The organism is Nitrospiraceae bacterium (assembly GCA_035623075.1).
GTDB lineage: Bacteria > Nitrospirota > Nitrospiria > Nitrospirales > Nitrospiraceae > DASPUC01.
This window is the reverse complement of the sequence record DASPUC010000024.1, coordinates 48553-70511: the sequence shown is the minus strand read 5'-3', so window position 1 is coordinate 70511 and position 21959 is coordinate 48553. Positions and strand designations below refer to the sequence as shown.

The following is a 21959-nucleotide window of genomic DNA, read 5'->3' as shown; positions in this document are numbered from 1 at the left end:
AACCCAGGAGATCCTAACGTGAAGGAAAAACGTGAAAGGCGTTGCTGTTGTAACAGAAATAGACTGGGTCGGCAAGGACCGGAGAAGACACGCCACGGTCGCCAAATTGGGGGAAGGACTATTGGTTGGACTGCACGCGGAACCCCACAGAATCACAACATAATTTGACTCGACTCGTTCTGCACAATTAGAATATGGCGCTGTAGAAGGAGGGGGGATTTTTGCTGTCAGGTCCCGATCGGGTAGAGGTACGAGACAAAGATGGGAATCGGAGACGGGTTTTACCGAATTAAACGGCTGCCGCCGTATGTTTTTGCTCAGGTCCAGAGCCTGAAGCTTGATGCCCGGCATCGTGGCGAAGACATCATCGACTTCGGGATGGGTAATCCCGATCAACCGACGCCCCCTCACATCGTCGACAAGATGATCGAGGCGGCGCGAAAGGGCAAGAATCACCGTTACTCGGCGTCCCGTGGGATCACGAAGCTTCGGCACGCAATCGCGGCCTGGTACAAACGGAACTACGACGTTGATCTCGATCCCGAGAGCGAAGCCATCGTGACCATTGGCTCCAAGGAAGGGCTGGCGCACTTATCGTTGGCAATGATCGGACCAGGCGATGTCGTCCTGACTCCTACGCCCACCTATCCCATCCACATGTATAGTTTTATCATCGCGGGTGGGGAAGTCCGCGGCATCGAGCTGCGCCCGGATAGTGACTTCTTCGATGATCTCCAGCGTGTCTATCGGCAGACATTCCCTAGACCCAAGATTCTGGTCATCAATTTCCCGCACAATCCGACCACGGCGGTAGTCGATCTGGAATTTTTCAAGAAGATTGTCGCCTTTGCAAAAGAACACCAGGTAATCGTCATCCACGATCTCGCTTATGCGGATATCGTGTTTGATGGGTACAGGGCGCCAAGTTTTCTCCAAATCCCTGGCGCAAAGGATGTCGGCGTCGAGTTCTATACCCTCTCGAAGGCGTACAATATGCCTGGATGGCGCGTGGGATTCTGTGTCGGCAATCGCGAAGTGGTCGGCGCGCTGGCCAAGATCAAGAGCTACCTGGATTACGGCATTTTTCAACCGCTGCAGATCGCCAGCGTCATTGCGCTAAACGGGCCTCAGGATTGTGTCAAAGAAACCGTTCTCCGGTATCAAAAACGACGGGATGTGTTGGTCAGCGGCTTGAACCGAATTGGCTGGCATGTCGCAAAACCGCTGGCGACAATGTTCGTATGGGCCAGGATTCCGCTTCCCTATCGCCACATGGGATCGCTGGAGTTTTCTAAGCTCCTGCTGCGCGAGGCGAAAGTGGCTGTCTCTCCCGGAATCGGGTTTGGAGAAGGGGGCGATGAGTACGTGCGGTTCGCACTGGTCGAGAACGAGCACCGTACTAGACAGGCAGTCCGTGGAATTCGTAAAGCCCTCAAGCTGGAGGGAGCCGAAGAATGAAGTCGAGCATCGGTGTTGGGCTCATTGGGTTCGGTACGGTCGGAAGCGGCGTCGCCAAGATTCTGTTGGAGAATGCCGGATTGATCCAACGTCGCGTTGGTGTACCAGTCAAACTCATCCGGATTGCCGATCTCGATATCACTCGTGATCGAGGTGTTCATGTACCCGCTGAAATGTTGACCACCGATGCGAAACAGGTCCTCACCGACCCTGCCGTCGATATCGTGATCGAATTAATCGGAGGCTGTGATACGGCCAAACGGCTGATCCTGGATGCCATGGCTGCGGGGAAACAGGTGGTGACAGCGAACAAGGCATTGCTGGCGCTCCATGGTGAAGACATCTTCGCGGCAGCGGTGCGCCACGGAGTGGATCTCGGCTTTGAAGCCAGCGTCGGGGGAGGAATTCCCGTCATCCACGCGTTGACAGAGGGACTGGCGGCCAACGCGATCCAGTCTATTTACGGAATCATCAACGGGACATCGAACTACATTCTTTCTCGTATGACCAATGAGAAGCAGGGATTCGAGGCTGTCTTAGCAGAAGCCCAACGGGCCGGTTATGCAGAAGCCGATCCGACCTTCGATGTCGCAGGTATCGATTCGGCGCATAAGCTGTCTATCCTCGCCAACCTGGCCTTTGGTACGCCGATCAACTTCAAGGATCTCTATACCGAAGGGATCACGCACATCACGCAACATGACATCGCCTACGCCTGGGAACTCGGGTACACGATTAAGCTCCTAGGCATCGCAAAGCTCGTCGATGGCGAGGTCGAGGCACGCGTCCATCCGACCATGATCGCATCGTCCTTGCCGATCGCCAAAGTGGAAGGGGTCTACAACGCGATTCAGCTTGTTGGCGATGCGGTCGGCGACGTGATGTTGTACGGCAGGGGCGCCGGTGATTTGCCAGCCGGAAGTGCCGTCGTGAGCGATGTCATCAGCCTCGCGCGCAACCTCCTAAAGGGTGCTGTCGGGCGTATTCCACCTGCGTCATTCCAGCAGAATCAGCGGCGTCCACTGAGAATGCGTCCCATGGACGAGATCAGCTCCCTCTACTATCTGCGGTTCATGGTGGTGGATCGTCCAGGGGTCTTGGCGCAGATTGCGGGTGTGCTCGGCCAGTTCAGCATCAGCATTTCGTCGATGCTACAACAGGGGAGAAGCGCGGGACAGACGGTCTCGATTGTCATCAAAACCCACCTGGCCAAGGAACGGGATGTCCAGGCCGCATTACGGGAATTCAATCGCATGACCTGTATCTCTGCACCTGCCATCCTGATCCGGGTTGAAGGCAAGGACGAATAACGCGATGAATCGTTGGCGTGGGGTGATCGAAGAGTATCGGAAGTTTCTGCCGGTTTCGGAACGTACACCCATCACTACGTTAGGCGAAGGCAACACCCCCCTCATCAGAGCCACGCGGTTAGCGAAGAAAATTGCTCCAGGCATCGATCTCTATCTGAAATTCGAGGGCGCAAATCCAACCGGGTCTTTCAAGGACCGCGGCATGACGATGGCGATCTCGAAAGCGGTGGAAAGCGGCGCGCGGGCTGTGATGTGTGCGTCGACGGGGAATACATCGGCGTCTGCTGCCGCCTACGGAGCTCGAGCCGGGCTGGCCGTGTATGTCTTGATTCCCGCGGGCAAGATCGCGATGGGGAAGCTCTCCCAAGCGATGATGCACCGCGCGACAGTGATCCAAATCGAAGGCAATTTCGATCAAGCGCTTTCGATCGTCAAAGATCTCTCTGTGACGCAGCACATCGAGCTGGTGAATTCCATTAATCCTTTCCGAATCGAAGGCCAGAAGACCGCGGCCATGGAGGTCTGCGATCAACTTGGAGACGCGCCGAGCCTCCACGTGCTCCCCGTTGGGAATGCCGGAAACATCACGGCCTATTGGAAGGGGTATCAGGAGTATCGAGCCGCGAATCAGGTCACCAAGGTGCCGAGGATGATGGGGTTTCAAGCGGCTGGAGCCGCACCGATCGTGCTTGGACATGTGGTGGACAATCCGCAAACCGTGGCGACGGCCATCCGGATCGGCAATCCAGCCAGTTGGCAATTGGCGCTGAATGCGGTGAAAGAGTCGTCCGGCGCCATCGACATGGTCACGGACGAAGAAATTTTGCAGGCCTACGCCGCCGTGGCAGCGACCGAAGGGGTCTTCTGCGAACCGGCATCGGCTGCATCGGTGGCGGGCGTGACTAAGTTGAATCGAGCTGGCGCTCTTCGGGAAGGAGAGACGGTCGTGTGTACGTTGACCGGCCATGGGTTGAAGGATGCCGATACCGCTATCAGCGTGTCCGTTCAACCGAAAACCGTGAAGGCGACGCGGGAGGATGTCGCCCGACTGCTAAATGTGTAGAGATTGATGCGAGCGCTCTGTCGATGAAGTATGTGATCCTGCATGCCGACGGGCTTGCCGACCGCCCTCGGCAGGAACTGGGTGGGAAGACTCCTCTCCAAGTTGCGGCGACTCCCCATCTCGATCGTGTGGTTCAAAGTGGAGAACTGGGGCTCCTGTCTTTTCCCAATGGCGGGGGCCGTCATGGCTCCGGGCTCACAGGCACAGCCATTCTCGGGTATGACCCCAAGAAATATTATCAGGGTCCCGGACCCTTTGAAGCAGTCAGTCTGGAGGTGAACGTCACCGAGCACGACGTGGTGTATCGTTGCACGATGGTCACGCTCAAGGGGGAGCCGGGAACCAAGGGAACCTGGACCGATATCAAAAAACTCGGACCCCAGGTGGTCATGGATGATGCGACCGCCGGACTCATTAGCACGGAGGAAGCGCGGGAGCTGATCGATGCCGCCAATGAGCAATTGGGGTCTGAAACAATCCAGTTCTATCCAGGGTCCGGGCATCGGCATGTTATGGTCTGGGTCAATGGTAAACCGAGGGCGGTCTGTGCCGACCCTCAGACGCTGGTGGGTCATCCGATTGCCGGGGCGCTTCCGTCTGGGGACGGGTCCGATATTTTGCGGAAACTCATGGAGGCCTCCCTACACATCTTCCGTGACCACCCGGTCAATGACGAACGTCGGCAGGCGGGGCGGAAGCCGGCAAACTGTCTGTGGCTCTGGGGAGAAGGCCGTGCCGTTTCCTGGCCGACCCTCGCAGAGCGATTTCAGATTTCCGGCGTTGTCGTCTCGACGAGCGACGTCCACCGGGGGCTTGGGCTCTGCGCAGGGCTGACCGCGGTTGATCCAGCGCGGTTGACTCAGGTTGATCTCAGGACGCAGGCTACCGTGGCCCTGGAAGAGCTGGCCAAGAACGACTTCGCCTATGTCCACGTCGAACTGTCGGACGAAGTTGTCTATGGATCGGATCTCAAAGCGAAGGTCCAAGGCATTGAAGCGATCGATCGTGATCTCATCGGACCCCTGGTTGGAGGGCTGGAGAAGCTCGGCCCTATTCGTCTTCTCGTATTCTGTGATCATGGAAGTGTTCACGCGGGCCAGGTAGAGAACGAACCTGGCCCGTTTGTCTATTGGGATTCGACGCTGAAAGGGACATCAGGAGGGAGGAAGCGATTGACCGAGGTTCATGTCCAAGCGCTAGGAACTTCCCCCAAGGATGCCACGAAGTTTATTGCTCGACTCTTTGCCAAAGGGTCCTGATCGTCATGGCGTTGATTGTTCAAAAATATGGCGGGACATCGGTGGGAACTATCGAACGCATTCGCCGCGTGGCTGATTGCGTAGAGAAGGCGCACAAAGACGGGCATCTCGTGGTTGTTGTCCTCTCTGCCATGAGCGGCGAAACAGATCGACTGCTTAGATTGGCCAACGAGGTGACATCGATGCCCGATGATCGAGAGCTCGACATGTTGCTCTCAACGGGCGAACGGGTCACGATTGCCTTGTTGGCGATGGAGTTGCGGGGGCGAGGGCTGCACGCCCGTTCTTATACCGGACGTCAGGTTGGGATCATGACTGACAGTGCCCATACCAAGGCGCGCATCACACGCGTCAAAGCAGACCGGATTCGCGAAGCATTGACCAAAGGCACCATCCCGATCGTGGCAGGTTTTCAGGGGATCAATGAAGAGTCGGATGTGACGACGCTGGGAAGAGGCGGGTCAGACCTTACCGCCGTCGCACTGGCTGCTGCACTCAAGGCCGATCGATGCATCATTTACACCGACGTGGACGGGGTCTATACCTCTGACCCGAATATCGTCCCGGCGGCCGGCCGAATCGATAAAATCTCCTATGAAGAGATGCTCGAGATGGCGAGTTTGGGTGCGAAGGTGCTACAGAGTCGATCGGTGGAATTTGCGGCGAAGTTCAACGTGCCGGTCGAGGTCAACTCGAGCTTTAAGGAAGGAAAGGGGACGCTCGTGACACGCGAAGATGTAGGGATGGAAGATGTCGCCGTTTCCGGTGTGACCGGTGACCGAAACCAGGCTAAGGTAACGATCGTTGGAGTTCCGGACAAACCAGGGATCGCCGCCCGAATATTTGGACCAGTCGCACAGGCGAACATTCTGGTTGATATGATCATTCAGAACGTCAGCCAAGCTGGATTGACAGACATCTCATTTACGATCCCGCGGGCTGACCTGAAGAAAGCGGTACCGCTGATCCAGTCTATGGCCAAGGATATCGATGCTAAATCCGTCTCGGTGACCGAAGCCATTGCCAAAGTGTCCTTGGTGGGGGTTGGCATGCGGTCGCATTCCGGCGTTGCGGCTAAGATGTTTGAGGTCCTGTCGCGGGAGGGGGTCAATATCATGATGATCAGTACGTCGGAGATCAAAATTTCCTGCGTGATCGACGAGAAATATTTGGAGTTGGCCATGCGCTCACTCCATTCGGCGTTTGGGCTTGACCGGGACTTATCCGGGAAACGTTAGCCCCCTTGCCGGAGAGGCTCGACAGGCCCTCCCCTCTCCTGTTACCCTGATTTCTTTATGGCCAAGAAAAGCGCCAAACAACGATCGGCTCGGCAACCACGTTCTGCGGCTACGGAGGTCCAGGTTCGGCCTGTTGGACCCACGTCGTTGGAAATCTATGACACAACGTTGCGTGACGGCGCGCAGGCTGAAGATGTGTCCTTCTCCGCGGAAGACAAGGTGCGAGTCGCGCAGCGGCTGGATGATCTCGGCGTCCAGTTCATCGAAGGCGGATGGCCGGGAGCCAACCCCAAGGACATCGAATTCTTCAGGATGATCAAGGCAGTTCCATTGCATCAGGCGACCGTGATCGCATTTGGTTCGACAAGAAAAGCCAGCCACTCTGTCCACCATGATCCCAATCTCCAAGCGTTGCTGGATGCCGAAACCAAGATCATCACCCTCTTTGGAAAGACCTGGTCACTGCACGTCACCGACGCGTTGGGGATTTCGTTAGCGAAGAATCTCGAACTCATCGGCGATTCGATCGCCTACGTGCGATCCAAGAATCGGCGTGTGTTCTATGATGCCGAACATTTTTTCGACGGCTACAAGACCAACCCGGGGTATGCGCTCAACACGATTCGGAAGGCAGTCTCAGCGGGAGCCGAGCGCGTGATCCTTTGCGACACCAACGGTGGAACGATGCCGTGGGAAGTGAAAAAGATTTGTGACGAGGTTCGGAAAGAATGTTCAGTGCCGCTCGGGATTCATGCACACAATGACTGCGAAATGGCCGTGGCCAACTCATTAGTGGCGATCGAGACCGGTGTTGTCCAGGTGCAAGGCACTATCAACGGTATCGGTGAACGCTGTGGGAATGCGAATCTCTGTTCCATCATTCCGAATCTTCAACTGAAGATGAAGCGTCGGGCTTTGGGCGAACGATTGAATCACTTGAAAGAGGTGTCCGGTTTCGTCACGGAAATCGCGAATCTCATGCCGAACAAGCACCAACCTTATGTGGGAGACTCTGCGTTTGCTCACAAGGGCGGCGTTCATATTCATGCGGTGTTGAAGAATCCGGCAACGTATGAACATGTGATCCCGACCATGGTAGGCAATCGCCAACGCGTGCTGGTATCTGACTATGCCGGTCGCAGTGGGTTGCTCGAAAAGGTGGAAGCCTTCGGGATCAAGCTGAATAAAGAGGATGCGAAAGTCCAGGAACTGATCAACACTCTAAAAGAACGTGAGAGCGAAGGCTATCAGTTCGAAGGGGCCGAAGGATCATTCGAGCTGCTCATGCGGAAGGCGATGGGAACCCATATCCCCTCGTTTCATTTGTTGGGGTTCCGCGTGATTGTAGAGAAAAAACAAGACCACGGGGCGTCATTCTCCGAGGCCACGGTGATGGTAAAAGTCGGCGATGTCGTGGAGCATGCAGCAGCGGTCGGGGCTGGGCCTGTCAATGCTTTGGATCACGCGCTCCGGAAGGCGCTTGAGAAGTTTTATCCTGAGCTCAAAGAAGTTAAGTTGTTGGATTATAAAGTCCGCGTGCTCTCCGCCAATCGGGGAACTGAATCCAAAGTCCGGGTGTTGATCGAGTCGGGTGACCACAAGGATAAATGGGGGACTGTTGGAGTCTCGGGAAACATCATTGAAGCAAGTTGGCAGGCCTTAGCCGACAGCATTGAATACAAACTTCTGTCGAGAGACCGGTCTTAAAGGAATCGCCCCAGCTGATCTTTCTCCTTGACAGACCACATAACCTTACGTAACTTATAGCGAAACCGGCCCCTTTCGGGCCATGCGAAATCAGGTTGCCGAATGCTTCGAGTTGGGTGACGTAGGGGAGGGAGCATGAGAAAGGCGGATATCGCAAACGAAATTTACAAGCATGTCGGCATCTCAAAGAACGAAGCGGCAGACATAGTCGAGCTCGTCCTGAACATGCTCAAGGCAGTGTTAAAAAAGGGGGAATCGGTGAAGATCGCGGGGTTCGGCAATTTTGTGGTGCGCAGCAAAGGTGCAAGAAAAGGCAGAAATCCTCGGACCGGTGAAGAGATCGGCATTACTCCCCGCCGTGTGGTCACCTTCCGCCCAAGCCAGGTGTTCAAGAAGTACGTCAATTCATAGCTTCGTCGTCTGCAGGGGTGATTCTCACCACGAGGACCGGTCATGGGGAATGAACCCCGGCTGGGGAGTAAGGTCTTTTACAAGATCGGTGAGGTGAGTCACATCACCAAGCTTCCAGCCTATGTCCTCCGGTTCTGGGAATCCGAGTTTCCGTTCCTGAAACCAAAGAAAAGTCGAGGCAATCAGCGATTGTACGTCCGGCGTGATGTCGAGACGGTCTTGGAAATCAAACGAATGCTCTACGATGAGGGCCACACGCTCGCAGGGGTGAAGCGGTATTGGGCAAGACGCGGCCGGACTGCTGGACAACGAGTCAGACCGAAGGAAGTAGCCCAGCGGCTTCGCGGTCATTTGCAGGCCATGCTCAAGGTGTTGGAGTCCCATTCTGAGTGAGCGGCACTCCAGTGTATCCCCATTTCACAAGTTGCATTTCACTACCATGCGAGAGGACAATGCATTCAACAACGAAGCGTTGGAAACAGAGTCGGGGCGTGGCGCAGCCCGGTAGCGTACTCGCTTGGGGTGCGAGTGGTCGGCCGTTCAAATCGGCTCGCCCCGACCAATAAATAAAGTGCTGAGTGCTGAGTGTTGGGAAGGAAGGGATGCACTGCCACTCGGTGCTCAGATATTAGTCCTGAAGGGAAAAGCTGCCACGGGCAGCTTTTTTTGTGTTCGAGCCGGCCATGCGCATTTTGATTACCAATGATGACGGAATCCAGTCGCCCGGTCTGACCACACTGGCCGAGGCCTTGAAGACAATCGGTGAGGTGTGGGTGGTGGCGCCCGATCGAGAACGGACGGCAGCGGCACACGCGGTCACATTGCATAAACCGCTTCGAGTACAGCACATGGGCACGCGCATCTATGCCGTGAACGGGACACCCGTCGATTGTGTGAATCTAGCCGTGCTGAAGATCATGCCGAAGCCGCCCGCCCTGGTCGCGTCGGGTATCAATAAAGGAGTCAACCTCGGTGACGATGTGATGTATTCGGGAACAGTCTCCGCCGCGCTGGAAGGGACGATCCTGGGGATTCCCTCGATCGCCGTCTCGCAAGAGGGACAGGAACGGTTTCGTTTCGAGGTAGGAGCACACTATGCCGTCCGTATCGCCCGCCTGGTCCTCGAACGTGGTCTGCCGGATGAAACGCTAGTGAATGTGAATGTTCCAGATCGTGCGTTGTCATCCGTTTGCGGCGTTCGTGTCACCTGCTTAAGCCGCCGCCGCTTCGACAACCCCATTATCGAGAAGGTGGATCCTCACGGACGGAGCTACTTTTGGATTGCCGGAACACGAGTCTCGTGGAGTCGGAGCAAGGATGCGGATCATGAAGCTATTGCAGAGGGTCTCGTCTCGCTCACGCCGATGCATCTCGATACCACACACTATGGTGCGTTGGATCAGTTTCGATCGTGGGAGCCGCTCCTTCAGCGAAAGAGAACTGGTCTCAGTAGAAGCCGTCGACAATCGTCGAAGAAAGGTCGCTGAAAGCTCGTGGGTGCACTGATCGAAACCATCGTCACCGAACTGAGTCGGTTCATCATCGCGGCGATTTCGATGTTCGGCTATGTTGGGATTGTCCTGACGATGGCAATCGAGAGTGCCTGCATTCCGCTGCCCAGTGAGATCATCATGCCGTTCTCCGGCTACCTGGTGACGACCGGACAATTTACGATGCTGGGCGTGACGCTCGCCGGCGCGCTCGGCAACGTGGTGGGATCGGTGGCGGCCTACTATGCCGGGATCTGGGGTGGGCGGCCGTTTGTCGAGCGGTACGGGCCGTATTTTCTCGTATCAAGGAAAGATCTCGACCTGGCCGATCGTTGGTTTCAGAAGTATGGAGAAGCTGCCGTCTTCTTTAGCCGGATGCTGCCGGTGGTCCGCACCTTCATCTCGCTTCCGGCGGGGGTGGCACGGATGAATTTTCCGCGGTTCGTGCTGTTTACGTTTATCGGGGCGTTACCCTGGTGTTACCTCTTGGCCTATATCGGCCTGAAGATGGGCGAGCGGTGGGATCAGTTACGGGAATATTTTCACCAATTCGACATTGTAATCGGCCTGGGGCTCGCCTTGGCCCTCGGCTACTTTTTGTGGTCGCATTGGCCCAGACGCCAGCCGAAGTTAGAGTCGTAATCGACAGATGTTAACGATCTACAACACGTTGACCGGTAGGAAGGAGCCGTTTGAGCCATTGGTTCCGAAGACTGTCCGCATGTATGTGTGCGGGGTGACGGTCTACGACTATTGTCACTTGGGCCATGCCCGCAGCGCGCTCGTTTTCGACATGATCCGCCGATATCTCGAATATGTGGGATATTCAGTCGAGTTCGTGAAGAACTTTACCGACGTCGATGACAAGATCATCAAGCGGGCCAATGAGGAAGGTGTCTCCTGCGAGGCGATTACTAGCAAGTACATTGAAGCCTATTACGAAGATATGGGCAAATTGAGTGTTCGCCCAGCTTGGAGAGAACCAAAGGCAACGGAGTCCATGGCCGACATCGTTGCGCTGATCGATAAATTGATGAAAAAAGGCATCGCCTATCAAGTCGACGGTGATGTGTATTTTCAGGTGGAGAAGTATTCGGCCTATGGCCGCCTCTCCAAACGTAAACTCGAAGATCTCCAGGCCGGCGCACGTGTTGAAGTCGATGAGCGCAAGCGTCATCCGATGGATTTCGCGCTCTGGAAGAGTAGCAAGCCAGGGGAACCTTCATGGGACAGCCCCTGGGGTCCTGGCCGACCAGGCTGGCATATCGAGTGCTCGGCGATGTCGATGCGTTATTTGGGTGAGACGTTTGACATCCACGGCGGGGGCATGGATTTGATCTTCCCGCACCACGAAAACGAAATCGCACAATCGTGTGGCGCGACGGAGAAGGAATTCGCGCGTTACTGGATTCACAATGGTTTTGTGCAAATCAATCAAGAGAAGATGTCGAAATCGTTGGGGAATTTCTTCACGATTCGCGAGATATTTGGGAAGTCGGAATGGGCTGAAGAGATTACCGCCGAGATACTTCGTTACTTTCTGTTGACGAATCACTATCGCGGCCCGCTGGATTTCTCCGATCAGGCGTTGAGAGAGGCCAAGTATGCATTAGACGGATTTTATGATTTGTTCAATCGTCTAAAGGAAAGGGATGAGACGGCAGGCTCGGCTAACGAGAAGCTTTTAAACCTGGTTCAACATACCCGCGTTGCCTTTAGGAAGGCCATGGACGACGACTTCAGTACCCCAGCGGTGATTGCTGAGTTACAGGGATTTCGCAGCGAGGTGAATAAGTTGGTAAGAACCGGTCTCTCGACCAAAGCTAGGCAGAATGCTCGTGAACTGTTTCGCTTTCTTGGTTCCGTCCTGGGGCTTTTCCAGATGGAGAAGTGGCAATTTAACGTGGACCTCTCCGACATTGGCGTGCGCAGTCTCACTGATGAAGGTATCGAGTCGAAAATAAGAGAGCGAAATGACGCCCGGCAGCGGAAAGATTTCAAGAAAGCCGATGAGATTCGCCGGCTCCTCGAGTCCCACGGCATCATCATCGAGGACAAGCCCGACGGCACCAGCCGGTGGAAGCGATAGTTCGCCGGACCTGTTGTATGGATTGCATGCCGTCCGGGAAGCCCTCCGCGCGAATGCTCGCCCTTTGCAACGGTTGCTCGTCCTTCGCTCCGATCGACAATTTGCAGATCTTGTTCAACTCGCGAGGGTCCGACACGTTCCGGTTCACATCGAACCTCAAGCGGCATTCGATCGATTGGTGCCGGGCGGAAAGCATCAAGGCGTCATCGCGTTCGTGGCGGCGAAGGCCTACAGCAGCACGGAGGACATTCTCCAACGGGCGAAGGAACGAGGCGAGCCGCCCTTTCTCGTGCTTCTGGATGGGGTGGGGGATCCTCATAACCTTGGCGCAGTGTTACGTACTGCTGAAGCGGCTGGGGTCCATGGTGTATTCATACCGGAGCGTCGAACTGTCGGCCTCACTTCAGTTGTCGCAAAGGTATCTGCCGGCGCGCTCGATCATATTCTGGTGAGTCGGGTCGGGAATCTCGCCCGATTGATCGAGGATCTGAAGAAGGTCGGAGTGTGGGTCTACGCGGTCGAGCCGTCAGCGCAGAAACAGGTCACGCAGCTTGATTTCTCCGGGCCGGTTGCCCTGGTCTTCGGGGGCGAAGGACAAGGCGTTCGCCCAGGTGTCCTTCAACACTGCGATGATCGAGTCAGCATTCCGATGAAGGGGAAGGTCGAGTCCTTGAATGTGTCAGCTGCAGCCGCTGTGACGCTGTTCGAAGTGGTGAGACAGCGCGGAGAATCTGAGTCACGAACAACGCAACCTAGCGAATCCTGATCATTCCACCTTGGATCGCGGTTTTTAGCAGCTGGGCAGTGTTCGAGACCCGCATTTTTTTCATCATGTTAGCCCGATGCGCCTCAACGGTTTTGACGCTGATCTTCAACCGCTGACCGATTTCCTTATTCTTGAATCCCGCCCAGATCAGTTCAAGAATTTCCAATTCCCGGCTGGTCAGCGCCTCTGGTCGCTTCTTCCGAGGAGGTGGCGTGAGATCGGCGAGAGAAAGCCTGGTGATCGCTTTCGCGCTTCGTGCCATGATTCAACTTCTCCTTCATTAGATAGAAAAATGAGATATAGTGGTCTCGCATATAAGAGAAACTAGAGAATGAATGCCTGGCCAAATCGGGAAGGATTATAGGGAATGTTTCTACCGCATGTAAATGGAAGCATTTTGGCTCTAGGTGCACTACGTAAGGTGTCTTTGTTGAATTGTGTATTTTATCCTTGTGCGCGAGGTCGTCTGTCGGTGTGTCAATCATGAGAGAACCTTTGGACTACGTGCTGGCGGGGCTAATCGGCCTCATCGTGGGCAGCTTTCTCAACGTCTGCATTTACCGCGTCCCCCGCCATGAATGGGTTTTCTGGCCCGGTTCTCATTGCCCTTCCTGCAGAAGGCCCATTGCATGGTACGACAATATTCCTCTCCTCAGCTATCTCCTTCTCCTCGGGCGCTGTCGGACTTGTCATGTTCCAATTTCCCCTCGTTATCCGATTGTAGAAGCGGCCAATGCGGCGGGATACCTCGCCATTCTCTGGCGCTTTGGCCTCAATGAAACATCGCTCCTTTATGCCGGACTTTACTCAGGACTGATCATCGTGACGGGGACCGATCTCTCCCATAAGATCATTCCCAACACGATTACGTACCCTGGGATTATCATTGGATTAATCGGAGCTGTTACGGTTCTTCCTGTAGGGATCGTGAATTCGTTGCTTGGTATTGCAGTGGGCGGCGGCCTGCTATGGTTCTTGGCCTGGGCGAGCCCGTATTTGTTCGGAAAGGAGGGGATGGGAGGGGGTGATATTAAGTTACTCGCGATGATCGGAGCCTTTCTGGGATGGAAGCCCGCGCTCCTGACTATCATGATCGGCTCGCTGGTCGGATCCGTTATCGGTATTGGCTTGATGGCTGCCCGCCTTATCAAGCGGGACGAATACATTCCATTTGGACCGTTCCTCGTAGTAGGTGCCGTACTTTCCCTGTTCTTCGCTCAACCCCTCTTGGACTGGTACCAGGGGCTTTTCAACACTGGTTACTAGGGTTACTAGACAGTGCCACCTATCGCGCGGTCTCTGTATTTCTTTTGAAGGCTTTCTGTATCCTATTGGGAAAAGAAATCGCATGCTCTCCTGTCTCCCGGTGAACTCCTAAAATAGACCCATTTCGCATAAACCCGGTCTCTCCTGAGCAAAGTGTCGATAATCTTTCGCGAATGTTTGCTCACGTTCGTGTCGAATCAGCATAAACCAGGAATTCAACCTGTGAGGCACAGCTCTTGGATTTGCCTAGATCATCGGCCATGACGTGATGCTTGGAGCCTTGAACGTATCAAAAATGGAAGTATTTAAAGATGAGCAAGGAAAGAGTTTGTCAGAAGTGCTCGTCGTCTTGGCGGTGATCGGCCTTGTAGCGGGCCTTGCCGGTCCGAGCTTTATTGGGATGATCACTCGGATTGAGGCGCGGAGTGCAGCATCTGAAATCGCTTCTGAATTGAGACTGGTCAGGCAACTGGCGATGGCACGGCGTGAGCGTCTCCGTGTCGTCTTCGATGGATTGTCGCGGACCATAACGCTACAGCGTGCCGATGCGGAGGGCGTGCTGGATGTGTATCGCTACAGCGATAATGGAATCATAGTTGATGAACCAAGTGCCGGCCCTAATCTGCTCTTCCATCCTACAGGGCGGTCGGCGACAGCGACGACGATTGTTATACGGGATAAGCAGGGGCGCGTCATGAAATTAACGGTAAGTCTCACGGGAAGAGTGGCGCTCTCGTGATAACCGACCACGGGCGACGGTCTCAAGAGGGATTCACCTTCGCTGAGGTGATGGTGGCAATGGCGATCACCTCGGTCACGCTCGTGGGAACCGTAGCGACCTTTCACGTTGCAGAACAGCACCTTCGTGAGGGAACTGTAGCGAGCCGAGCCTTGGCACTGGTGGAATCGAGAATAGAAGCGAAACAATCGGCTCGATGGGATCGACTTCTCATCGATGATCTCAATCACGATGGTCAATCGAATCTGATCATGCGGGATGAGGGCGAAGGAGACGATGCTCTCGCTGGCGATGGTGTGTACTCAGGCAGTTGGGATGACCACGGGATTCATTTGAGGTGGACTGTGACGTTGAGTCGACCAGGTGCGCTGTCCACATCAGGATCGGTTCTGCTCGAAGCGATAGCTTCGTACATGACTGACCGAGGGCCGCGCGAAGTTCGAATGAGCACGCTCCGGGCAAATCCGACCTTCGTCGGATTCAACTGATAGACAGCAATATCTGAGCGGAGGCGGGTGCATGAGCGGTCGAAGATCATTCACAAAACCCGAAGTGCGTAACGAGCTCGGCACCACCATGACCGAACTCATGATGGCAATGGGGGCTGGACTGATTGTCCTCGGCGCGACACTTCAAGTCGTGACGTATTTCCAACGACACTATTCTGAGCAGCAGGAGAGTGTTGCACGGCATCAAGATCTTCGCCTGGCACTCGATCTTTTGGAGCAAGAGCTTCGCACTGGTGGTTTAGGATCGATTTCAATCGCTGGTCCAGACGAATTACAGTTCCAGGGGAACATCCATGGTCTTGTCACAACCGTGACGGCGACCGCAACCGTTTCTCAGACCACACTCTCGGTTGAAGACGGACGCAGCTGGGGAGCCGGCAAAACCGTGCTGCTCTGCGTTGTCGATCCATGCGAAACTCATATACTCGCGCGAGATGGGCAGCGATTTCTTCTCACCATTACCGATCCCCTGGCACGTGCGGTTCCCGTCGGATCGTCTGTCTCAATGATCAATCTGGTGCGGTACTACACGCGTCGAAACGAACAAGGCTTCAGACAATTGATGCGGATGGTTGATGGTGGAACCAGTGTTCTCTCTGATGATATCCAAACCGTGCAGTTTTCTTACTGGGATGAACGAGGCCAGACGACGGCCAGTCTGCAACAAATCACACGTGTAGTAGTTGATGTGGGGGTTCGACACGAATCGATCCGGTTTGTTCGAGACATCAGCGTGCGAACATAACGACATTGAGAATCGTCGGGGGAGAGACTATGAGGAAGGCAACTAAGCCATGCCACGTTGATGAGAGAGGTCATATTCTGCTAGCCGCCCTCGCGCTTGTATTGATCCTCTCACTCTTGGGGATGACGTCGCTCTACCTTGCAAGCCAAGACGCAATGGGGGTCGGCGCGGTGAGGGCCGAAAAAAAAGCACAACGAGTTGCAGATGCCGCAGCAGAAGTGGTTGTCAGTTGGTTCCACGATCCCGCAGCTGCTCCACAGGCCGTCGCCGCGCTACTGAGAAAACAACAGGGCGACGATGTCAGCGGACCGTCGTTTTTCGATTTGGCTGGGCGGTCTCAATTCAAGGGAACGGTCGATCACCCTGATCTTCTCCTTGACTCGTCCAATTCGGCGGATGACCGGGCTCTCAATGAGCCTCGACCGGGGTCTGCTCCTTCAATGCGCGGCCTAGGCCGAATTCTCAAACTGAAAGTCTATGGACCGATGCGCCCGGGCCTGCTGTGTACTATGGATGTAACGGCAACAACAACAGATCAGCCGTCGATTGCACGAACAGTTCAGGTCCAATTAGGCGCCATCAATATTCCTCCAGTACGAGCAGCTGTTCAGGTGGGACATGCATTGGGAACCACCCAATCAGGAAGTGAATCCCCGATCCTTGTGCATTGGGGAGATCATCGAGTTGTAGGAGACCTGACAGTCCGTCGGGTCGAGGACTTGGTACTCAAGACTACAACTGCGTCAGTGACCGGCCTACCGTACGACTCGCTCCGACAGGAGGAGGATCGATGGGCGGAGTATCGAATCGGGGGAAATGTGGTGGTAACGAATCCACCGCCGGGTCAGGGTATGAATCCCCCTCCCTCCCCTAACGTGCATATACGACAACATCCATCACCTGGTGTCCGGCTCGATCGGTGGGATTATGAACAGATATAGAACATCGCCCGACAGATTGGAACCTACTATCGGCTTGACCGACAGGGTCGACTTCATCTCGATAGCACTGACGCGTCGGATGTGGGGTTTCTTCCTTCGGACCTTCTGACGTCGGAGTCGGTCGGAGACCATCGAGGCCTCGTATTCATCGATACCATCGATGGGCAACTGCCTCGAGCCGACAACCTCGGCACCCTTGTGCTCGAACCTGGGTATGTTGAAGGACTCCTCGTTGTACAAGGCCACGTAATAGTCAGGCCACGCGAGGCAGGTCAGTCGGTGCCGGCCCTCAGCCCGCCTGAAGAGGGTCGTACCTCGCTGGGGACACGGATCCCAGTCCAATTGACCGAAGTCAATCTCAATGGTGTATTGATCGCTGCAGGTGTGATCACCGTCGAGCATTCGGTGAGGATTTTTGGAGGACTGATGACTAATGACACAGTGCGGGCAAGTGGAACAAATCTGAAGGTTGAGGTCTGGTACAACGCGGACTTGGCACAAGGGCTCCATAAAGGACTACCGGTCGTGTATCGCGCACCAAGTACCTGGCAGATGAAATACTAAGGTTGTTTTCGAATAACTGAGGCGAAAGGCCAGACTCTTGCCGGCAAAGGCAATCCAGCAAAAAATCGAACAAAATGTGCTCGATACGCTGGTCTATCGCGGAATTGTCACACAGGCCGATATGGCGGCAGCAGTCGAGGAAGCACATGAGGAAGGGCTCGATCTCGAGGCCGTCCTTTTGGACCGGTATTGTGTGCCCAAGGATGCCCTCGGTACGGCCCTGAGCGATTTCTATCAATGTCCGTACTTGCCGTTCGACGAACGAACCATCATTGATGCGGATTTGTTGAAGCCGCTCAATGTAGATTATTTGCGAAAGAACGCTTGGATTCCGATCGCCCGTCGAGGATGTCTTGTCGATGTTCTCACGAACGATCCTCACGATCTCGACAAGGGGTGGGATGTTCGTCGTGCGTTTCCCGGAATGACGATCCGCTATGCCGTCGGGTTACGCCGAGATGTCGAACAGTTTCTTCATATGGCGATGGGGCAGACGGCTTCTTCCTCCATCGGTGCAATTCTTGGAGAATTGGTCAACGAGATTCGCGTCGAGCACCGGAGCGAAGGAGGCTTCAGTGCGATTGACGAGAACGATTCGGCGATAGTTCGTCTGGTCAATCATGTGATCATGGAAGCAGATCGGGTCGGTGCATCGGATATTCACATTGAGCCGTACGCCGATCGAAAGGAAACCGCGGTTCGTTTCCGCGTCGATGGGACGTGCTTTGCTTATATGCAAATACCGGCTGCCTATCGTCGCGCGGTGATATCTCGCCTTAAGATCATGGCCAACCTAGACATTGCTGAACGTCGCAAACCACAAGACGGCAAAATTCGATACAGATTGTCGAAAGAGCAAGAGATCGAGCTGCGCGTCGCGACACTCCCAACAACAGGGTCTGACGAAGATGCTGTCCTACGGTTGTTGACGGCTAAAGAACCGATGGTATTGGAGTCGATGGAGATTGCGCCAGAAACATTGCATGCCATTAAATGCATGGCGGAGAAACCACATGGAATGATCCTGTGTGTCGGACCAACCGGCTCTGGGAAGACCACGACGCTTCATGCCATTCTGAAACATATCAATTCAGACGAACGCAAGATTTGGACTGCCGAAGACCCGATCGAAATCACGCAAGATGGCTTACGGCAAGTTCAAGTTCACCCCAAAATCGGGCTCACGTTCGCAGCGGCACTGAGAGCCTTCTTACGAGCAGACCCAGACGTCATTATGATCGGCGAGATGCGAGACAAGGAGACTGCCGATATTGCGATCGAAGCCTCACTGACAGGCCATTTGGTACTGAGCACGCTTCACACCAACAGCGCTGTCGAAACAGTCGTACGGCTTTTTGACCTGGGGTGCGACTCATTCAATTTCGCCGATGCGATCTTGGGTGTTCTGGCTCAACGGCTCTGCAAACGCCTCTGCATCCATTGCAAAGAGGCGTATCAGCCAGCACCGCAAGAATATGACGAGTTGGTTCAAGGATATGGAGTTTCAGGGTGGGACCGACTGGACGTGACTTATGCTAAGAACTCAACCCTCCATAGAGAGAAAGGCTGTGAAGCATGCAATGGGACAGGGTTCAAAGGGCGTGTGCTCTTGCATGAATTGCTGCGAGGCTCGGAAGATGTAAAAACCCTTATCCAGTCGAAGGCAAGACTGGCTGGATTACGGGAGCTAGCGATGAAGGAGGGAATGGTAACGCTGATACAGGATGGCATCCAAAACTCTTCAAGGGCTGACCACTTATCGTCAAGTTCGGGCCGTTGCCATGAAGTAGGTTCATTCCCAAGTCCTCTTGCCGGTGATATTCAAGCCCTTTCAGCCTGGCATTCTTCCCTAGCGTTCTAAACACCTGCCTATCGGTATATATAATTGGTGCCCCGGAATTTCCTCCTCTAGTTACTGCCTTCCCCACCATTGATCAGACATCGCCAAGTGGTCTTCCTCCCACGAAGATTTTCGATCTTTCATAGCAATAGCAAGCGGAACGAACCGGCTTGTGAGCAGGCCTGCCAAGGTGTTCAGAGAGGGACCGTGAGGGACGGAAATTGTGTGTGCTGAATGACGAGATTTGTCCTTTCTGTGGCGAGAAGGGGGCCCGGATTGGCTTGCAGAACGGAGACTTGCTGCTATGCTTTCAATGGGTTCGGCTCAGGGCAGATAGCCGGCCTATCGGCACGTCCCTTGCTCCATGTGGGCGGGACCACTGGTGTAACTATGCGACGATATTCTCATCGGACAGAAACATTGAGGTCAATCAGCGGATTCTCCTTGATGGAAGTGATGATCACGACGGCGATCATCGGCATTCTGAGCGCGATAGCTGTACCGAACTATGTCCAATGGCATGCTCGTTATCAATTGAAGCAAGCAGCCATGGAAGTCACCAGCGGGCTGGCGACTTCCCGATTCATGGCGATGAATCGCAATATTCCGCTCACGACAACCTTCGCGATCGTAGGCGGGCAGCTCACGACCACCTCAAGTGATTCAAGCGGCAACCAAGTGTTCACCCAGACTACGAATATGCCCAGGCTAACCAGCGTGGTTCTGGTGGGGGGAGGAAACATCCAGTTCAGTTCGTCGGGTCTTCGAGCGAGCGGCACACCCGGTGTTGACCAGCTAATTCAATTAACGAACGTCAACGGGACAACCTATTCGGTGCGATTGACCCAGGGCGGGAAGGCCAGGTGGTGTTCGCAGGCCACCTGTCCGTAACCGTGCGAGGAACGACAAGACATGCGTGTTCGTAGCGAGACAGGCTTTACGCTCATTGAAGCGATGATGGCATCAGTCATTCTCGCCGTGGGACTCCTCGCGTTGTCGTTTATGCAAGCAACAACACTGAGTCGAAACGTAGATTCGAGCGAGTTAAGCCGAGCCACGAGTCTCGCCGCGGAGATGGTCGAACGAATCCAATTCAATCGCTCACGGGTCCTCTCCTATAACGGAATCAATACTGCCGGGGCAGGTAATTGTGCCGCGACCATCAATGCGATAAATGATCCCATGGCCAGTGGCGACTGCAAGCAGTGGGTAGCGCTTCTCAACGGTCCGTATGGGGCTGGACTCAGCGCATTGGTCGGAACGGTCAGTGTCTCACCGACTGGTCCTATAAACCCTCCTTTGAACCAAAGTTTGGTTAAAGTTCAGGTTACCTGGACGACGCTTGCAGGGGTGAACAAGCTTCAGCGAACACGGAATGTGGTGATCAACACGACTATCGATCCTGAGTAAGAGGCAACAGCAATGATCGAAAAGGTGAAGGTAATGGGCCCATGGAGATGTCAGCGGGGTGCAACGCTCATCGAACTCCTGATCGCCGTCTTTGTGGCCCTGATCATCACGGGTGCAGGGTTTGCCATTCTTACGTCGACTGATAAATCCACACGAACGAATGAGCAGGTGGTCGAGACACAGCAAAACGCCAGACTCGCGATGGACTTACTCACCCGCGATATTAAAGACGCAGGGTTTGGGATGATAGGCGCGCTCGCTGACAACAATTGCAAGGTAGGGCGATCAGTTTCGGGAGCCGCTGCAGCACTCGTACCGTGGGATCAAACTCCCGTCGGACCTGATACGGGACCAGATCAGATTTCGATGGTCGTGCCGTTGGCAAGCACGGGAGTCCCAGCCTGGACACTCAACGGCCCTGTTGGAGGTCCGACTGGATTTAACCAAATCACACTTTCTCAAACTGGAGCAGCGGCCAGCATGGCGAGCCAAGCAGGAGGCAGCCTCATCGCACCGCCCGCATATCTTTCGATCGCCGGAGCAGCGACGAGTACTGTGACGGCCGTGGCCGGAGAGAGGATTAACCTCGTCAATGTGCCGGCACCCCTCGCCTTCGGTGCCGGTGCCCAAGTCTATCTGCTGCAGTGTGTGACGTACTCCATTGGGACAACGTCGGTGGCCTGCGGAAATGGAAGTAGTCCTTGTTTGCTTCGAAACGGAGCGGTCATTGCCGATGGCATTGAAGATATCCAGTTTGAGTATGCCTGCGATGGTTGTAACCCATCGGTCCCTCCAGGAACTGCCGACGGAATTATCGATGATCAGCCGCCGACTATTGGCAATGGCTACGGCAGTGAGGACTTTGTTTCGAACAATGCATGGACTGCGTCTCCCATGACACCGGATAGCATTCGAATGGTTAAGGTCTACATTGTGGCAAGACAAACGCTTGCCGATACTGGAGTGGGGGAGGGCAGCGGATCTGCTGCCCTCACTGCTGCTCCCCTACAGGTCAGTGATCATAACCATGCGCAGGGTGTCTTTGCGGCGGGCGACTACGCTGCGATGTATCCACCGTACCACCAATTTCGGCGACGAGTTCTGACAAGAACGATCGAAGCTAGGAATCTGGCTCATTAGGGAGTGCAACTGTG

23 protein-coding genes and 1 tRNA gene are annotated in these 21959 nt (G+C 54.8%); 23 read left to right on the top strand and 1 reads right to left on the bottom strand.

The genetic code is table 11. The annotated features are described in order from the left end of the window. Positions 1 to 261: 261 nt before the first annotated feature. The 13 genes from alaC to rlmB all read left to right on the top strand — a co-directional run bounded on the left by alaC (position 262) and on the right by rlmB (position 12791). Entirely contained in the window at positions 262 to 1458 is a 1197-nt protein-coding gene (gene alaC, locus VEI50_06945; protein ID HXX74848.1) for an alanine transaminase, read from the top strand. After that, positions 1455 to 2768, top strand: a complete 1314-nt coding sequence (locus VEI50_06940) for a homoserine dehydrogenase (GenBank protein HXX74847.1) — start codon at positions 1455 to 1457, stop codon at positions 2766 to 2768. The genes alaC and VEI50_06940 overlap by 4 nt, the downstream gene beginning before the upstream one ends. A gap of 4 nt (positions 2769 to 2772) precedes the next feature. Further along, positions 2773 to 3831 carry a threonine synthase gene (gene thrC, locus VEI50_06935; protein HXX74846.1) on the top strand — a complete coding sequence of 353 codons (1059 nt, stop codon included), beginning with the start codon at positions 2773 to 2775 and terminating at the stop codon, positions 3829 to 3831. Positions 3832 to 3854: 23 nt separating this feature from the next. Continuing rightward, positions 3855 to 5090 carry a 2,3-bisphosphoglycerate-independent phosphoglycerate mutase gene (gene apgM, locus VEI50_06930; GenBank protein HXX74845.1) on the top strand — a complete coding sequence of 412 codons (1236 nt, stop codon included), beginning with the start codon at positions 3855 to 3857 and terminating at the stop codon, positions 5088 to 5090. A gap of 5 nt (positions 5091 to 5095) precedes the next feature. After that, positions 5096 to 6328, top strand: coding sequence for an aspartate kinase (locus tag VEI50_06925; protein ID HXX74844.1), 1233 nt, complete (start codon positions 5096 to 5098; stop codon positions 6326 to 6328). Between the two features lie 57 nt (positions 6329 to 6385). Then, a complete protein-coding gene (gene cimA / locus VEI50_06920) occupies positions 6386 to 8035 on the top strand; it encodes a citramalate synthase (GenBank protein ID HXX74843.1) in 1650 nt (549 codons plus the stop codon). Between the two features lie 135 nt (positions 8036 to 8170). Next, positions 8171 to 8446, top strand: a complete 276-nt coding sequence (locus VEI50_06915) for an integration host factor subunit alpha (protein ID HXX74842.1) — start codon at positions 8171 to 8173, stop codon at positions 8444 to 8446. Between the two features lie 42 nt (positions 8447 to 8488). After that, positions 8489 to 8839 (top strand): MerR family transcriptional regulator, encoded by a 351-nt coding sequence (locus VEI50_06910; protein HXX74841.1) that lies wholly within the window; start codon positions 8489 to 8491, stop codon positions 8837 to 8839. 92 nt (positions 8840 to 8931) lie between these two features. After that, a tRNA-Pro gene (locus tag VEI50_06905) sits at positions 8932 to 9008 on the top strand. Positions 9009 to 9129: 121 nt separating this feature from the next. Then, on the top strand, positions 9130 to 9933 hold the full coding sequence (gene surE / locus VEI50_06900) for a 5'/3'-nucleotidase SurE (GenBank protein HXX74840.1): 804 nt from the start codon (positions 9130 to 9132) through the stop codon (positions 9931 to 9933). A gap of 6 nt (positions 9934 to 9939) precedes the next feature. Then, positions 9940 to 10578, top strand: a complete 639-nt coding sequence (locus VEI50_06895; protein HXX74839.1) for a DedA family protein — start codon at positions 9940 to 9942, stop codon at positions 10576 to 10578. A 7-nt stretch (positions 10579 to 10585) separates the two neighbouring features. Then, a complete protein-coding gene (gene cysS / locus VEI50_06890) occupies positions 10586 to 12025 on the top strand; it encodes a cysteine--tRNA ligase (GenBank protein HXX74838.1) in 1440 nt (479 codons plus the stop codon). Next, positions 11946 to 12791: a 23S rRNA (guanosine(2251)-2'-O)-methyltransferase RlmB gene (rlmB, locus tag VEI50_06885; protein ID HXX74837.1), complete on the top strand. Its 846-nt coding sequence runs from the start codon at positions 11946 to 11948 to the stop codon at positions 12789 to 12791. Before cysS ends, rlmB begins: the two co-directional genes overlap by 80 nt. On the opposite strand, the gene VEI50_06880 is transcribed toward rlmB, so the two are convergent. Beyond that, entirely contained in the window at positions 12778 to 13053 is a 276-nt protein-coding gene (locus tag VEI50_06880) for a LuxR C-terminal-related transcriptional regulator (protein HXX74836.1), read from the bottom strand. The two genes, rlmB and VEI50_06880, sit on opposite strands and share 14 nt — an antisense overlap. Before the next feature lie 221 nt (positions 13054 to 13274). Between VEI50_06880 and VEI50_06875 the strand changes: the two genes are divergently transcribed. The 10 genes from VEI50_06875 (at position 13275) to VEI50_06830 (ending at position 21945) form a co-directional block, all read left to right on the top strand. Further along, positions 13275 to 14057: an A24 family peptidase gene (locus tag VEI50_06875; GenBank protein HXX74835.1), complete on the top strand. Its 783-nt coding sequence runs from the start codon at positions 13275 to 13277 to the stop codon at positions 14055 to 14057. 295 nt (positions 14058 to 14352) lie between these two features. Beyond that, entirely contained in the window at positions 14353 to 14796 is a 444-nt protein-coding gene (locus VEI50_06870; GenBank protein ID HXX74834.1) for a GspH/FimT family pseudopilin, read from the top strand. Next, a complete protein-coding gene (locus tag VEI50_06865) occupies positions 14793 to 15284 on the top strand; it encodes a choice-of-anchor X domain-containing protein (GenBank protein HXX74833.1) in 492 nt (163 codons plus the stop codon). Before VEI50_06870 ends, VEI50_06865 begins: the two co-directional genes overlap by 4 nt. A 31-nt stretch (positions 15285 to 15315) precedes the next feature. Further along, positions 15316 to 16050, top strand: coding sequence for a hypothetical protein (locus tag VEI50_06860; protein HXX74832.1), 735 nt, complete (start codon positions 15316 to 15318; stop codon positions 16048 to 16050). A gap of 29 nt (positions 16051 to 16079) precedes the next feature. Continuing rightward, the gene (locus tag VEI50_06855; protein HXX74831.1) at positions 16080 to 16991 is read left to right on the top strand and encodes a hypothetical protein; all 912 of its coding nucleotides are present in this window, start codon (positions 16080 to 16082) and stop codon (positions 16989 to 16991) included. Between the two features lie 81 nt (positions 16992 to 17072). After that, positions 17073 to 17555, top strand: a complete 483-nt coding sequence (locus VEI50_06850) for a hypothetical protein (GenBank protein ID HXX74830.1) — start codon at positions 17073 to 17075, stop codon at positions 17553 to 17555. Between the two features lie 37 nt (positions 17556 to 17592). Then, positions 17593 to 19416: a GspE/PulE family protein gene (locus VEI50_06845; GenBank protein HXX74829.1), complete on the top strand. Its 1824-nt coding sequence runs from the start codon at positions 17593 to 17595 to the stop codon at positions 19414 to 19416. Positions 19417 to 19842: 426 nt separating this feature from the next. Continuing rightward, on the top strand, positions 19843 to 20286 hold the full coding sequence (locus tag VEI50_06840) for a hypothetical protein (protein ID HXX74828.1): 444 nt from the start codon (positions 19843 to 19845) through the stop codon (positions 20284 to 20286). A 21-nt stretch (positions 20287 to 20307) separates the two neighbouring features. Further along, positions 20308 to 20805 carry a prepilin-type N-terminal cleavage/methylation domain-containing protein gene (locus VEI50_06835; protein HXX74827.1) on the top strand — a complete coding sequence of 166 codons (498 nt, stop codon included), beginning with the start codon at positions 20308 to 20310 and terminating at the stop codon, positions 20803 to 20805. 12 nt (positions 20806 to 20817) lie between these two features. Continuing rightward, entirely contained in the window at positions 20818 to 21945 is a 1128-nt protein-coding gene (locus VEI50_06830; protein HXX74826.1) for a PilW family protein, read from the top strand. Positions 21946 to 21959: the final 14 nt, after the last annotated feature.